Source organism: Hyphomicrobium sp. B1, assembly GCF_049532635.1.
Taxonomy (GTDB): Bacteria; Pseudomonadota; Alphaproteobacteria; order Rhizobiales; family Hyphomicrobiaceae; genus Hyphomicrobium_B.
Window position 1 is genome coordinate 1,160,207 of record NZ_CP134871.1, and the last position, 13,509, is coordinate 1,173,715.

Sequence of the window (13,509 nt, forward strand, 5' to 3'; positions counted from 1 at the left end):
CATGAATGCGAATTTCGGAGCTCTCACTGACGATGATCTATCGCCAAATGATGGCGTTCGGAATCTCACTTTTCGAATGCCACAATGATTCACGTGAAATAAAAAAGCCGCCCAAATGAGCGGCCTTTTGTGATGTTGTTGTGATCATCACGACGAAGACGTTCATTCCGCCGCGTGCAGCACCTGATCGCGCGCTTCTTGCGCCGGCGTTTTTGCTTTGGCCTCTGCGGCCATCCGCTTATAGCGTTCCGGTTCGCCGTTGCCCGGCACGTAGACCCAAGGCAGGATCAACTGCTCCCACAAACTTTTCGGGAAGTTCGGCAGCTCGTCGACGCCCATGTCTTTCGACGTCACTTCGCGGGACAGCTTCTCGGTATAAGTTCCGAACAGCCGATCCCAGATCGTCAGGAGCATGCCGAAGTTGCAATCGCCTTCGGTGCCCCAGTTGACGTGGTGCATATGATGCGCGCGTCCGATAGCAAGATGCTTCTCCAGCGGTCCGAGATAGGCGTCCACGTTGGAATGCTGCACGATCAGAGTGACAGAGATCACGAAGCCGAGCACGACCGCAACGGACGCCGGCATGCCGATGATGACAAGCGGCATGTTGCCGACGATCATGTCGATCGCCTGGTGCAGTGGATGGCGGATAACGCCGTTGTAGCCGTAGAGCCGCCCGACGCCGTGATGCACCGCATGCAGCCGCCACAGCATCGGCAGGCGATGGCTGAGGTAATGCATGAACATGAAGGAGAAGTCGGCGACGACGAACGCGATCAGGACCTGGCCCCACATGGGCCACTCCGTCGGCCAGAGACCCTGGAACGGAAACAGCCAGCAGATCACGGGGATCAGCAGAACGCCGTTGATCGCTCCTAACTCGTAGAGCGCGATGTGCCCGGTGTTCGTGAGCATGTCTCCATGGGACTCGTTATCGTTCCACTCCGGAAAGAATGGAGCGATCCGTTCGGCGAGCAATGAAGTTGCATAAGCGACGACAAGCAGCGGAAAGATCAACGCATACGCCCACGTCTTTCCCTCCGCGACGACCAAGTGGCTGACCACCCAATAGGCGGCGCCGGTCAGGCCGAGCATCATGAAAGGTATGTAGCCGTAACGTACGGCTGCTCTGAGAATTTTCATTGGTGGGGCTGCCTTTCTCGACACCCTGTATATCGCGCATAGGATAACTCATCCAAGCGTTTGCTCCGTGAGACCTTTCAACGCGGTAAAAATTGACAGCGATCAATAGTTTAGCTGCGTGCGATCAGAACTTCTTTTCGTAGATCTTGGGGCTGCCGAACCGGCATTCCGCAAACGGGTCCGACGCAGACATAAGCCGTTGATTCTCCGTCTATGCTCATTTTGCCTGCAAGCGGTGAGCCCTCTGCAAACGATCCTGTCTCCGAAAAGAAGGTCACGGCCCCCGGCACCGACATCTCAATCAATGTCTTTCTCAGATCAGATTTGCTGCCGTCGATCACGGCAACTTGAACGAGGCGGCCGAGATCGAGTTCTGCGGCGATCAATCCGCAGTGACCTGTAGGCGCCCGCGCGACGGCGCCGGAAAACACCCGCGTGAGTTCCGCCGCCCTATCGTCATACGTGAGGTCGCCCGTTATGGCTGCGAGTGCAATAAGGTTCGACAGCTGAATCGCATTCGCGCTGGGTGTCGCGTCGTCGGATGCCGACTTCAGCCGCACGACGACGTCGCTGGTATCGTCGGCCGCCGTGAAGTAACCGCCGCTATCGACATCCCAATAATGCCTATCGAGCACCGCGGCCCAGCGCTGGGCTTGGCTGAGATAGCGATCCGATAAGGTCGCCTCATACAGACGGAGTGCCGCCCAGATCATATTGGCGTAGTCGGATGCCGTCGCCGGAGCTTTCGCAAGGCCGCCGCGATAGGAATGAAAGAGGCGGTCGCCGCCAGCGGCGAGTTTCGTCGTGACGGCGCCGAACGCACGCTCCGCCAGCACCAACCATTCCGGCTCATCGAAAACGATAGCGGCGCGTGACACGGCTGCGATCGCAAGCCCACTCCAATCTGCAAGAATTTTGTCGTCCCAGCCCGGACGCACACGCCCGGCCCGGCGGGTCAGAAGCTTCACGCGCATTTCGCCGAGACGCGCTTCTTCTTCACCCGACAGCAGCGTTTGGTGATCGAGACGATTGAGGATGGTGTGGCCCTCGAAGTTTCCTTGCGGTGTCACGCCATAGATGCGGGCAAAGAATGCTGCGTCTTCCGCACCCAAAACGTCTGCAATTTCCTCCGCACTCCAGACATAGAATTTGCCTTCCTCGCCTTCGCTGTCGGCGTCGAGTGAAGCTGCAAAACCGCCTACTTCTGCGATCATCTCGCTCTTCAGCCACGCGATCGTCTCCGCGATGCGGGTCTTGAACAGCGGCTCCTGCGTCTCGCGCCAGACCTCCGTCAGCAGATCGATCAACAGCGCGTTGTCGTACAGCATCTTCTCGAAGTGCGGCACGAGCCAATACTCATCGACCGAATAGCGCGCGAAGCCACCGGCGAGATGATCGTAGATGCCGCCCTGGCAGATGTTGCGCAGCGTTGTGATGACGGCTTGCTTCGCATCCTCATCACCGAAGCGCATCGCGCCGCGCCACAGCAGCCAGAAGATATTCCATTGCGGAAATTTCGGCGCGCCATTGAGGCCGCCATGTTCGCGGTCAACGGCGCGCGAAATCCGCGCCACGAGATCGCGTATGTCGGGACCGGCCGCGACGCGGTCTTTCGTCGATGCTTCTTCCTTCAGCGACGCCACCAGCGCTTCGGTATTCTTGGCGACGTTTTCCGGCTGGTTCTGATAGGCCTCTGCGATGCGCAGCAGCACCGTTACGAACGACGGCCGGCCGTAGCGTGATTCACGTGGAAAGTAGGTGCCGCCCCAGAACGGTTTCGCCTCGCTATCGAGAAACATCGTCAGCGGCCAACCACCTTGTTCGCCGAGCCGATGCAGCGCGCCCATGTAGATCGCGTCGATGTCCGGCCGCTCCTCGCGATCGACTTTGATATTGACGAAAAGGTCGTTCATCACCTGCGCGGTATTGGGATCTTCAAAGCTCTCGTGCGCCATCACGTGGCACCAATGGCATGCCGCATAGCCGACGGAGAGCAGGATGGGCTTTCCCGTTCGCTTGGCTTCGGCCAAGGCCTCCGGCCCCCACGCCCACCAGTGCACCGGATTGTCCTGATGCTGCAGCAGATAAGGGCTCGTCTCGTACTTCAGGCGATTTTCGGACATGTAAGGAATTCAACGAGCGTTAGGAGGAATTGCGAGATCAAGTTGCGGCACGAAGCATCCGCGCGTACGCGAAGCTTATGTCGATAACGCCCTCGTACTCAAATTCCATGAATCAAAGCCCCTCAACGCCGGATGCGACGACGATCTTCGCGCTCTCAAGCGCACCGGGCCGTGCGGGCGTCGCTGTCATCCGCATTTCCGGCCCCGCTGCGCAGGGTGTGCTGGAGAAGATGGTGGCGCCGAAGCCCAAGCCACGCGTCGCTGCCTTTCGGACCATTCGTCATCCCGAGACAGGCGAAGCGCTTGACCGTGCGGTCGTGCTCTGGTTCGCGGCGCCTTTGTCCGAAACAGGCGAAGACGTTGTCGAGTTCCAAGCCCACGGCAGCCGAGCTGTCGTCGCCGCGCTTATCTCGGCCCTGTCAGCTATTCCCGGCTGCCGGTTGGCGGAACCCGGAGAGTTCGCCCGCCGCGCGTTCGAAAACGGCAAGCTAGATCTTGCCGAAGTCGAAGGTCTCGCCGACCTCATTGATGCCGAAACCGATGCCCAGCGCCGCCAGGCGCTCGCGCAAGCTGGAGGCGCGCTCTCGAAACTCTACGATGGCTGGCGTGCCCGCCTGATTGAAATCGCAGCGCTCACCGAAGCCGCCATCGACTTCTCTGACGAAGGTGACGTTTCCGCTTCATCATTCGCCGAAGCACGAAAACGCGCGGAAATGCTGAACAAAGAGATGGCCGCGCATCTGGATGACGGCCACCGTGGCGAGATCCTGCGCGATGGCTTCCGCGTCGCCCTGCTCGGCGCTCCGAATGCCGGAAAGTCCTCGCTGTTGAATGCGCTTGCTCGCCGCGACGCTGCAATCGTGTCGGCCGAAGCCGGAACCACCCGCGACGTCATCGAGGTCCGTCTCGATCTCGGCGGCCTTCCGGTCATCGTCTCCGACACCGCCGGCATTCGCGAAGCCGCGAGCGAAGTCGAACAGGAAGGCATCCGCCGCAGCCTCGCTGCCGCCCGTGACGCTGATCTGATCTTGTGGCTGACGGAAAAACCCGAGTCGATTCCACCGCTTGGCTTTTCACGTGAAACAAGTCTTGTAATTCGTTCCAAGATCGATCTTCCACATGAGTCGCAGATGGAACCGGACTTTGGCGATTTGGCCATCTCCGCGAAGACCGGCGCGGGTCTCGACCGTCTAATCGCAGTCATCTCAGAGCGTGCGAAACAGGCTGTCGGCTCGCAAACGGACCCCGTCATCACGCAGGCGCGCCATCGGCAGGCCCTCGAAACGGCCTTGGCCGACGTGACGGCTTTTCTGGCTGAAAGCCCCGAGCCCATCGAACTCCGGGCCGAAGATGTCCGCCGCGCCGCCCAGGCTCTGGGCCGTATCACCGGCCGCGTCGACGTCGAGGACGTCCTTGACCAAATCTTCAGCCGTTTCTGCATCGGCAAGTGAGTCCAAAAAGTTTCACGTGAAATGATTCTTTGGATTCGCAAGCCTGGATTTTTCTCCCTCCCGCCCAAACTCCCGATTCTGCGGCTTCCGGCCCGCTCGACGAAGGAGAGTCGGAAGCCGCGATCAAAAACTAAGGGCGTTTCGCCTTTTGCCGTGCCTCAAGATTTGCGCTAAATCGCGGCCATGAACCGATATGACGTCATCGTCGTGGGCGGCGGACACGCCGGAACCGAGGCTGCAGCCGCCGCGGCGCGCATCGGCGCGCGCACGGCGCTCGTCACGCACGCCTTTGCGACCATCGGCGAAATGTCGTGCAATCCGGCCATCGGCGGCCTCGGCAAGGGCCATCTGGTTCGGGAAATCGACGCCCTTGACGGCTTGATGGGTCGCGTCGCCGACGCTGCCGGCATCCAGTTCCGCCTTCTGAACCGCTCCAAAGGACCCGCCGTCCACGGCCCGCGTACCCAGGCTGACCGGAAGCTCTATCGTCAGGCCATGCAGGCCGAAATCGCCGCAATTCCAAATCTCGATGTGATCGAAGGCGGGGTCGAGGACCTGATCGTCGAAAACGGCCGCGTGGAAGGCGTGATCACGGCCGACGGTCGCCTGGTCCGCTCCGGCGCCGTTGTCCTGACGACGGGCACGTTCCTGAACGGCCTCATTCACATGGGCGAGCAGAAAATCCCGGCCGGCCGGGCAGGGGCGGCCCCGGCGTTGAAGCTGTCCGACCGCCTCTATGCCCTCGGCCTGAGCCTCGGCCGCCTGAAAACGGGCACCCCAGCCCGACTGGACGGCAAATCCATCGATTGGTCCGGCCTTGAAATGCAAAAGGCCGACGACGATCCGGTCCCATTCTCGTTTTTGACCGAGACAATCGCGACGCCCCAAATCGCTTGCGGCATCACCTATACGACGCCGGAAACCCACGACATCATTCGCGCCAATCTCGCCCGTTCGCCGATGTATTCGGGCCAGATCGAGAGCGTCGGCCCGCGCTATTGCCCCTCGATCGAAGACAAGGTCGTGCGCTTCGCCGACCGCTCGGCACACCAGATTTTCCTTGAGCCCGAGGGCCTCGACGACGACACGATCTACCCGAACGGTGTCTCGACCTCGCTTCCCGCCGAGGTCCAGGAAGCATTCCTGAAAACCATGCCGGGGCTCGCAAACGTCGTTATCAAGCGGCCGGGCTACGCCATCGAATATGATTACGTCGATCCGCGCGAACTGACGCCGGGCCTCGAAGTGAAGCGCTTGCCGGGCCTGTTCCTGGCTGGCCAGATCAACGGCACAACTGGCTACGAAGAAGCGGGTGCCCAGGGCCTGCTGGCCGGCATCAACGCCGCGCGAACTGCCGGGCGATTAACCATAGATTCATATACAACGGATTCACGTGAAACTGTTTATTCAGAAATGGATTCACGTGAAACGTACAGTATTTCGCGCACTTCCGGTTATTTGGGCGTCATGGTCGACGACCTCGTCACCCGCGGCGTTTCCGAGCCCTATCGCATGTTTACGTCGCGGGCCGAATTCCGCCTGAAACTCCGTGCCGACAATGCCGACCAGCGCTTAACGCCCCAGGGCATCCGCCTCGGCGTCGTCGGGCCGGAGCGCGCCCGGGCCTACGAGGCGAAAGCCAAAGCTCTGTTCGACGGCCTTGACTTGTTGAACCAACTCTCGCTCACCCCGACCGAAGCCGCCCGCCACGGCCTGGCGGTCAATCGCGACGGCCGCCGGCGCAGCGCTTTCGATCTCCTGGCCTTCCCGGACATTTCGCTGGAGAGGCTGAAGGCCGTCTGGCCCGAGATCGACCGCATCGAACCCAAAATCGCCGCTCAGCTCGAGGTCGACGCCCGCTACGCCGCCTACCTCCGCCGCCAGGACGAGGACGTGGCTCAATTGAAGCGCGATGAAGCCGTCCGCATTCCGGATGACTTCGATTACGCGAGCTTGCCCAGCCTTTCGGCCGAAATCCGCCAGAAGCTCGTCCGCCACCGCCCCGCGACCATCGCCCAGGCCGGACGCATCGAGGGCATGACGCCCGCCGCGCTTTTGACCCTGCTCGCCCGCCTCAAGGCCGCCAAGAGCGAAAAATCCGGCCGTAAGTCCGCCTGATGGCCCGCTCCCATACGGAAGCCCGTATCGATACGCCAGCCGCGTTCCAGGCCCGGTTCGGCATCTCGAATGCAGTCCGCGAAAAGCTGGAGACCTACGAAACCCTGCTGAAGAAGTGGCAGAAGACGATCAACCTCGTCGCCCCGAGCACCCTGGACGATATCTGGGACCGCCATTTCGCCGACAGCGCCCAGCTCTGGCCGCTCCGGCCCCCAGAGGCCAAAACCTGGCTCGATCTGGGCTCCGGCGCCGGCTTTCCGGGCCTCGTGCTCGCGATCCTGGCCTCCGAGACCGGCCAGACCCACCATACGCTGGTTGAGAGCGACAGCCGGAAGGCGGCTTTCCTGCGGGAAGCCGCCCGTCAGACCGGCGTGGCTGTGGACATTCTGTGCATGAGGATCGAAAATCCCGAGACTCACGCTAAGGTAGGCGTGGCCGACTGCGTCACCGCGCGCGCGCTCGCACCGCTGTCCAAGCTGGTTGAGATCGCAGCGCCGTATTTCGGGCCTTCTACGCTTGGGTTTTTCCTGAAAGGCCGTGACGCCACGGCCGAAGTCGAAAAGGCGGCTCAGGATTGGCAATTTGCCTTTGAGCTGATTCCAAGCGTTACGGAAGAGGACGGCCGCGTTGTGTTGCTTAAAGCGTTGAAACCCCGGGTGTCGAAACCCAAGACGGAGGGATAACCCGTGGCCGGTTACGTCTCAGGCGCGGGCAGTGCAAACGCGGGTCCGCGCGTCGTCGCCATCTCCAACCAAAAGGGTGGCGTCGGCAAGACCACGACGGCGATCAACCTCGGCACAGCGCTCGCTGCCGTGGGTGAGCGCGTGCTTGTGCTCGACCTCGATCCCCAGGGGAACGCTTCTACTGGTCTTGGCATCGATATCGAAAAACGCTTCCAGACTTCGTTCGATATTCTGACGAGCGGCGTCGCGATCCTCGATACGGTCCTGAAAACGGCCGTTCCGAACCTTTTCGTCGTGCCCGCAAACAATGATCTCGTCGGCATCGAGCCGATGCTGGCCGCCGATCAAAACAAGGCATTCAAGCTGCGCGACGCCATCACCGCGATGGTCGGACACCAGCGCACGCGCGATCCCGAAACGCACTTCACCTACGTGCTGATCGACTGCCCGCCGTCGTTGAACCTGCTGACGCTCAACGCCATGTCGGCGGCGGACGCGGTCATCGTTCCGGTCCAGTGCGAGTTCTACGCGCTCGAAGGTATTTCGCAGCTCAAAGACTCGATCGAACAGATCCGCGCAACACTCAATCCGCGCCTTGAAATCCAAGGCGTCGTGCTGACGATGCACGACCAGCGCGTCTCGCTCTCTCGCGAAGTCGCAGCCAACGTCCGGGCCTTTTTCGGCTCGAAAGTCTACGACACAGTCATTCCACGGAATACGCGCATTGCCGAAGCCCCCTCACACGGCAAGCCGATCCTTCTCTACGATTACGACTGTGCCGGCAGCCAGGCCTACATGCGCCTGGCGACAGAAATCATGGAACGCGAGCGGCGCTTCAAGGCCGCTTGAGACATGTAAGAAACGAGCGGATTTAAAGAACAAATCGATCAGCAGGGGACTGAAAAGCAGATGAACTCGATGGTGCCGAAGAGCCGCCTGGGCCGTGGCCTTGCCTCTCTCATCGGAGAGCCGGCGCCGATGGGGCATCGCCTGCCGCCGGAAGGCGAGCAGCGCATGGTCTCCATCTCCGAGGTCAAGTCGAGCCCGCTCAACCCACGCAAGGATTTCCGCGACGACGAACTGGCCGAGCTGGCGGAATCGATCCGCACCAAGGGTCTCGTCCAGCCCATCGTCGTTCGGCCGAACGGCATGGCGGGCGGCTATGAGATCGTCGCCGGCGAACGCCGCTGGCGCGCCGCGCAGAAGGCGGGCATCCACACCATCCCCGTCATCATCCGCGAACTCAGCGACCGCGAGGTTTTGGAACTCGCCATCATCGAAAACGTCCAGCGCCAGGACTTGAACGCCATCGAGGAAGCGACCGGCTATCGCGAGCTGGTCGAACGGTTCGACTATAGCCAGGAGCAGGTCTCCGAGATCATCGGCAAGAGCCGCAGCCATGTGGCGAACACGCTGCGCCTTCTGAAGCTGCCCGCCGACGTGCAGTCGCTTGTCCAAAGTGGCCAGATCAGCGCCGGTCACGCCCGCGCTTTGATCGGCCGCGAAGATGCCGGCAACATCGCCAAGCAGATCATCGACAACGGCCTGAACGTTCGCGATGTCGAAACGCTGGTGCAGACGTTCGGCGAACCGGGCAATACCGGCGGCGGTACTCGCCGCGCCCGCGACAAGGACGCCGACACCAAAGCCTTCGAGAAGGAGCTGACGGATCTCCTGGGCCTCAAGGTCGAGATCCGCAAGGCGTCCGGCGAAAGCGGCACGCTCATGATCCGATATGGCAACTTCGATCAGCTTGACTATATCCGCCAACGGCTGGGCGGAGGCTGACGATTTTAAGCTTTTCTCGCGTTTTCGGATGAGTATCGCTTGATTATCCGGCGCTGGCTTGATGGTGTGCGCTCGCTTGGGTTCGAACGTCGAACCGAACCGCACGAGACGCAACACATGAGCGAAGAGAATACCCTGGACCGGCTCGCCGCGTTGATTCACTCGCGGCGTTCCGACACTTCGGGAAAGTCCTATACATCTCAACTGCTGACCGCCGGGACCGAGCGCTGCGCCAAGAAGTTCGGCGAGGAAGCGGTCGAATTGGTCATCGCGGCGATGGGCACCGACGACAAGGCGGTGCGCGCCGAAGCCGCCGATGTGCTGTACCACCTGCTGGTGCTGCTTGAATCTCGCCAGATCGCCTTCGCCGATATCCTGATGGTTCTCGACGGACGTATGGGCACTTCAGGTCTCGAAGAGAAAGCCTCCCGCACCAAAGGCACGACGTGAACGCGCGGTACACACCGAAGCGACGAACGAAGACGCGTGACGACGCGCGGCTCGAAAGCTTGCCGTTTTCTCCCTATCGTGTTTTTACCCGCGAGGAATGGGCGAGGCTGCGCGCTGACACGCCGATGACGCTGCAGCCGAACGAGCTGGAACAGCTCTCCGGTATCATCGAGGAGCTGTCGGTCGACGAGGTCGAGCAGATCTATCTGCCGCTCTCGCGCCTTCTCAACCTCTACGTCGCCGCTGCGCAGAAGCTTTATTCCGTTAGCTCTGAGTTCTTAGGGCGCAAGGATACCAAGGTTCCCTTTATCATCGGCGTTGCCGGATCGGTTGCGGTCGGCAAGAGCACGACGGCCCGCGTTCTGCGGGCGCTTCTGGCGCGCTGGCCGGATCATCCGCGCGTCGATCTTTTGACGACCGACGGCTTTCTCTTTCCGAATGCCGAGCTGGAGCGTCGCGGCCTGATGGCCAAGAAGGGCTTTCCCGAAAGCTTCGATACCGAACGGCTTTTGCGCTTTCTGGGCGATATCAAATCCGGCCTCACGAGCGTCGCAGCGCCAGTCTATTCGCACTTTCAATATGACGTTCTTCCCGGTCAGGAAGTCCTGATCGAGCAGCCCGATATTCTCATTATCGAAGGCTTGAATATTCTGCAGCCGGCCGAAATGCCCAAAGACGGCGGCACTATTCCGTTCGTTTCAGATTTCATCGATTTCTCGATTTATATCGACGCCGATCCGGCCGTGATCGAGAATTGGTATCTGACGCGTTTCATGCGTTTGCGTTCGACCGCATTTCGCGATCCCGGCGCTTACTTCCATAAATACGCAACCCTCGCCGCCGATGAAGCCCGGCATGTGGCGCTGAAACTTTGGCGCGAGATCAACTTCGAAAACCTCGAAAAAAATATTCTGCCGACACGGCGGCGCGCGCAGCTCATCCTGCAGAAAAGCGAGAGCCACCGTGTCGAATCCGTATACCTCCGCAAGCTGTAGATTTACGCATGGTCTCTAAACGGCGGGCAAAAAAATGGGCCGCTTGGGGACGCGGCCCTGGCGAGTGATCACAGGAAAGATCGCTCTATAGTCGACGATTTGAAAAGGGTTTGGTGTCTTCGAAATACCGGGCTTTAGCGGCCGTGCTGAATAAGCGCCGAAATAGGCTCTGCAGCCACTGGCACTGCGGCTCTCATTTCCTTCGCAAGCTCGATGCGCGTCTTCATCGCAAAGACCTTATATTTGTCGCGAAGTCGCCGAATGGCCGAGGGGTCGGAATATCCCATCATGCGAATGGCGGTGGTCGGCTTCATTTCGGGGTGAACACGCAACAATTCGTCCAATCGGGCGATCCGGTCGCTATCATCAATGCCGGTCCCTTTCGGGCGGCCGCGTCGGACGGGAGCGTGAAGCATTTTTTTTTGAACCTCGAAACAAAGCGATTCAGTAATTTCGAGATTGCGGCAAGTTAAATCGTAATTCCAGGGAGAATAATTGTGAGTCCGAATTGGACACGAAATACCCCCTAAACATTCTCCTATGATGTGCAGTTCAACTCAAAATAGAGATATCAATACGCCCCGGAATGGGGTCCGGGGCGTAAAATGACCTTACGAAATAATGCCGTGTTGCCGGGCGTATTCCGAGAGCGAAACAGCCGGCCGGGCGCCCGTATGGCTGATAATTTCCGAAGCTGCCAAACTCGCCAGCCGGCCAGCAGTTTCCAGATGCAAACCTTTCGCATACCCGAAAAGGAATCCCGCCGCATATAAATCGCCGGCACCCGTCGTATCGACGACCTCTTCAACGGGGAAAGTACCAATTCGAATTGTTTCGCCTTCGAAGTGAATCTCGGAGCCTTTTGCGCTTCGCGTCAGAACCGCAAGCTTCGCGTCGGCACGCGCTTTCTCCGCCGCAAAATCGAAGGATTCCGTTTGGTAGAGCGATTTGATCTCGGATTCATTTGCGAAAAGAATATCGATGCCGGAGCGAATGAGTTTTAGAAACTCGTCGCGATGGCGATCAACGCAAAAACCGTCTGAAAGCGTCAACGCCGTTTTTCGCCCCGCTGCTTTTGCAGCTTTATGCGCCGACCGAAAAGCGGTCATCGCTTGCGGCTGATCGAAGAGATAACCTTCGAGATAAAGAATGGACGAAGCGCGGATCAATTCGAGATCGAGTTGCGTTTCTTCGATATTCGTCGAGATGCCGAGATAGGTATTCATCGTGCGCTCGCCGTCGGGCGTGACGAGAATGAGAGAGCGCGATGTCGGCGTTCCATTCGAAATCGGCGAGGCGCCGAATTCAACTCCGATAGAACGAATGTCGTGTGAGAAAATCCGGCCAAATTCATCGTCGGCAATCGTACCGATGAACGCTGCGCTTCCGCCGAATGACGCAACGCCTGCAATGGTATTTGCGGCCGATCCGCCCGACGTTTCGATCGCCGGTCCCATGCCCGAATAGATCTTCTTGATCTCGTCCGCATCGACGAGCCGCATGCTGCCTTTCGCAACGCCAACGTCGGCGAGAAAAGCTTCGTCGCATCGCCCGATGATATCGACGATCGCGTTACCGATCCCGATCACGTCGTAACGCGCATCAGTCATGAAGGTCCCCTTTATTCTCAGATGAAAAGCGCTGGCACTATAGGGAGGCGCAGCCGACCTGCAAGCAGGCCTTAGCGGCGGCTCGCCGCAGCGGCAGATATCGCAGCCATCGACGACAACGCCAGGATCAGACGCTCGGCGATGACGTCTTCGAGATTGGACGAGAGCCGCGCTGTTTTCGCTGCTTCCGCAATGCGCCGCAGCGCCTGGTCGAGCTGGCTGCGCGACCAGCTGCGAACCTGCCGCGAAAACAGATCTTTTTGCTTGAAGAACAGCGGCGGTCGCAGCGACTTCAGCGCATCATCGAGCCTTTGCCCGGCATCGACATCGCTGCGCACGCGATGCAGCTTCAGGAAATAGCGTTGCAGAACGCCAATGATCATCTGCGCATTTTCGCCCGACGCCATTGCACGCCCGAAATCGCCGACGGCGTTTTTGGTGCGCCCGTCGGCCACAGCTTCGGCGATCCGCTCGACCGCGAGGCCTGCAGCGTCTCCGACGAGCATATCGACGTCTTCGAAGGTGATCTGCTGTCGCCCGAGACAATAGAGCGCCAGCTTCTCGATTTCCGAGCGCGACAGCGCCCGGTCGGCGCCGAGGCGGCTTTGCAGCAGATCGCGCGCATCGCCGTCGATCTTGAGCTTGAACGACGTGAGCACATCAGAGATGAGTTCGTCGATATCGGCGGCGGTATCCGGATAGCAGGGGATCGCATAGCACGACGCCTGCTTCTCAAAGAGCGCGCGCAGCGCGTCGTCCGCTTTCAGATTTCCGGCTTCGACGATGAGCAGACCTTCGAGCGGCACCGACGCCAGAATGGGTTTCAGCAACTGCGCTGAGATCTTTCGCCCCGCAATCGCCCTGACGATCCGCCGACCCGAAAACATCGGACGCGTTTGAAGCTCCGTCTCCAATAGCCCAGTATCGTCGTCGAGTTCCGTCTCGTCGATCTTGAGGATTTCGCCCGGCGGGCTTTCGCGGCCCGCCAGAACACGCGCCAGCGTCGCCGAGCGCTCGCTGACAAGGCCCGGATCGGAGCCGTGAAACAGCACCGCCGCCAGATCGGCTGGTGGCGCCTTCATGAAGGCAGCGGTTTGTTGTGGTTTGACGGCGGCCATGAGCAAGCTCTTACAGGGCAGCAGCCCCGA

The 13,509-nt window shown here is 60.1% G+C and carries 12 protein-coding genes; 7 read left to right on the plus strand and 5 right to left on the minus strand.

Features of this window, described 5'->3' with window-relative positions; translation table 11 throughout:
- Positions 1–162: 162 nt before the first annotated feature.
- Together RLW55_RS05685 and RLW55_RS05690 are read right to left on the minus strand one after the other, a co-directional pair.
- Positions 163–1,143, minus strand: a complete 981-nt coding sequence (locus RLW55_RS05685; protein WP_414464264.1) for a sterol desaturase family protein — start codon at positions 1,141–1,143, stop codon at positions 163–165.
- Between the two features lie 110 nt (positions 1,144–1,253).
- Positions 1,254–3,266 (minus strand): thioredoxin domain-containing protein, encoded by a 2,013-nt coding sequence (locus RLW55_RS05690; protein ID WP_423415828.1) that lies wholly within the window; start codon positions 3,264–3,266, stop codon positions 1,254–1,256.
- Positions 3,267–3,373: 107 nt separating this feature from the next.
- On the opposite strand from RLW55_RS05690, the gene mnmE reads away from it, so the two are divergent.
- From mnmE to coaA, 7 genes are all read left to right on the plus strand, one after another.
- Positions 3,374–4,717, plus strand: a complete 1,344-nt coding sequence (gene mnmE, locus RLW55_RS05695; protein WP_423415829.1) for a tRNA uridine-5-carboxymethylaminomethyl(34) synthesis GTPase MnmE — start codon at positions 3,374–3,376, stop codon at positions 4,715–4,717.
- Positions 4,718–4,900: 183 nt separating this feature from the next.
- Entirely contained in the window at positions 4,901–6,835 is a 1,935-nt protein-coding gene (gene mnmG / locus RLW55_RS05700) for a tRNA uridine-5-carboxymethylaminomethyl(34) synthesis enzyme MnmG (protein ID WP_423415830.1), read from the plus strand.
- Positions 6,835–7,518, plus strand: a complete 684-nt coding sequence (rsmG, locus tag RLW55_RS05705; protein ID WP_423415831.1) for a 16S rRNA (guanine(527)-N(7))-methyltransferase RsmG — start codon at positions 6,835–6,837, stop codon at positions 7,516–7,518. The genes mnmG and rsmG overlap by 1 nt, the downstream gene beginning before the upstream one ends.
- A gap of 3 nt (positions 7,519–7,521) precedes the next feature.
- Positions 7,522–8,367 carry a ParA family protein gene (locus RLW55_RS05710; RefSeq protein ID WP_013950146.1) on the plus strand — a complete coding sequence of 282 codons (846 nt, stop codon included), beginning with the start codon at positions 7,522–7,524 and terminating at the stop codon, positions 8,365–8,367.
- Between the two features lie 60 nt (positions 8,368–8,427).
- Positions 8,428–9,306 carry a ParB/RepB/Spo0J family partition protein gene (locus RLW55_RS05715; protein WP_423415832.1) on the plus strand — a complete coding sequence of 293 codons (879 nt, stop codon included), beginning with the start codon at positions 8,428–8,430 and terminating at the stop codon, positions 9,304–9,306.
- Between the two features lie 117 nt (positions 9,307–9,423).
- Entirely contained in the window at positions 9,424–9,756 is a 333-nt protein-coding gene (locus RLW55_RS05720; RefSeq protein ID WP_024274964.1) for a phosphoribosyl-ATP diphosphatase, read from the plus strand.
- Complete coding sequence (gene coaA / locus RLW55_RS05725) at positions 9,753–10,751, plus strand: type I pantothenate kinase (protein ID WP_409561499.1); 999 nt, start codon at positions 9,753–9,755, stop codon at positions 10,749–10,751. The genes RLW55_RS05720 and coaA overlap by 4 nt, the downstream gene beginning before the upstream one ends.
- Positions 10,752–10,885: 134 nt before the next feature.
- Here the strand turns inward: coaA and RLW55_RS05730 are convergent, their stop codons facing one another.
- The 3 genes from RLW55_RS05730 to holA form a co-directional block, all read right to left on the minus strand.
- Positions 10,886–11,167: a hypothetical protein gene (locus tag RLW55_RS05730; RefSeq protein WP_414464258.1), complete on the minus strand. Its 282-nt coding sequence runs from the start codon at positions 11,165–11,167 to the stop codon at positions 10,886–10,888.
- 195 nt (positions 11,168–11,362) lie between these two features.
- A complete protein-coding gene (locus RLW55_RS05735; RefSeq protein ID WP_013950141.1) occupies positions 11,363–12,361 on the minus strand; it encodes an adenosine kinase in 999 nt (332 codons plus the stop codon).
- 71 nt (positions 12,362–12,432) lie between these two features.
- Positions 12,433–13,479, minus strand: coding sequence for a DNA polymerase III subunit delta (holA, locus tag RLW55_RS05740; protein ID WP_423415833.1), 1,047 nt, complete (start codon positions 13,477–13,479; stop codon positions 12,433–12,435).
- Positions 13,480–13,509 lie beyond the last annotated feature (30 nt).

Excerpts from the sequence above, each read along its gene's own strand:
- RLW55_RS05685 (WP_414464264.1), bottom strand. The coding sequence starts at position 1,143 with ATGAAAATTCTCAGAGCAGCCGTACGTTACGGCTACATACCTTTCATG.
- RLW55_RS05690 (WP_423415828.1), bottom strand. The coding sequence starts at position 3,266 with ATGTCCGAAAATCGCCTGAAGTACGAGACGAGCCCTTATCTGCTGCAG.
- mnmE (WP_423415829.1), top strand. The coding sequence starts at position 3,374 with ATGAATCAAAGCCCCTCAACGCCGGATGCGACGACGATCTTCGCGCTC.
- mnmG (WP_423415830.1), top strand. The coding sequence starts at position 4,901 with ATGAACCGATATGACGTCATCGTCGTGGGCGGCGGACACGCCGGAACC.
- rsmG (WP_423415831.1), top strand. The coding sequence starts at position 6,835 with ATGGCCCGCTCCCATACGGAAGCCCGTATCGATACGCCAGCCGCGTTC.
- RLW55_RS05715 (WP_423415832.1), top strand. The coding sequence starts at position 8,428 with ATGAACTCGATGGTGCCGAAGAGCCGCCTGGGCCGTGGCCTTGCCTCT.
- RLW55_RS05720 (WP_024274964.1), top strand. The coding sequence starts at position 9,424 with ATGAGCGAAGAGAATACCCTGGACCGGCTCGCCGCGTTGATTCACTCG.
- RLW55_RS05730 (WP_414464258.1), bottom strand. The coding sequence starts at position 11,167 with ATGCTTCACGCTCCCGTCCGACGCGGCCGCCCGAAAGGGACCGGCATT.
- RLW55_RS05735 (WP_013950141.1), bottom strand. The coding sequence starts at position 12,361 with ATGACTGATGCGCGTTACGACGTGATCGGGATCGGTAACGCGATCGTC.
- holA (WP_423415833.1), bottom strand. The coding sequence starts at position 13,479 with ATGGCCGCCGTCAAACCACAACAAACCGCTGCCTTCATGAAGGCGCCA.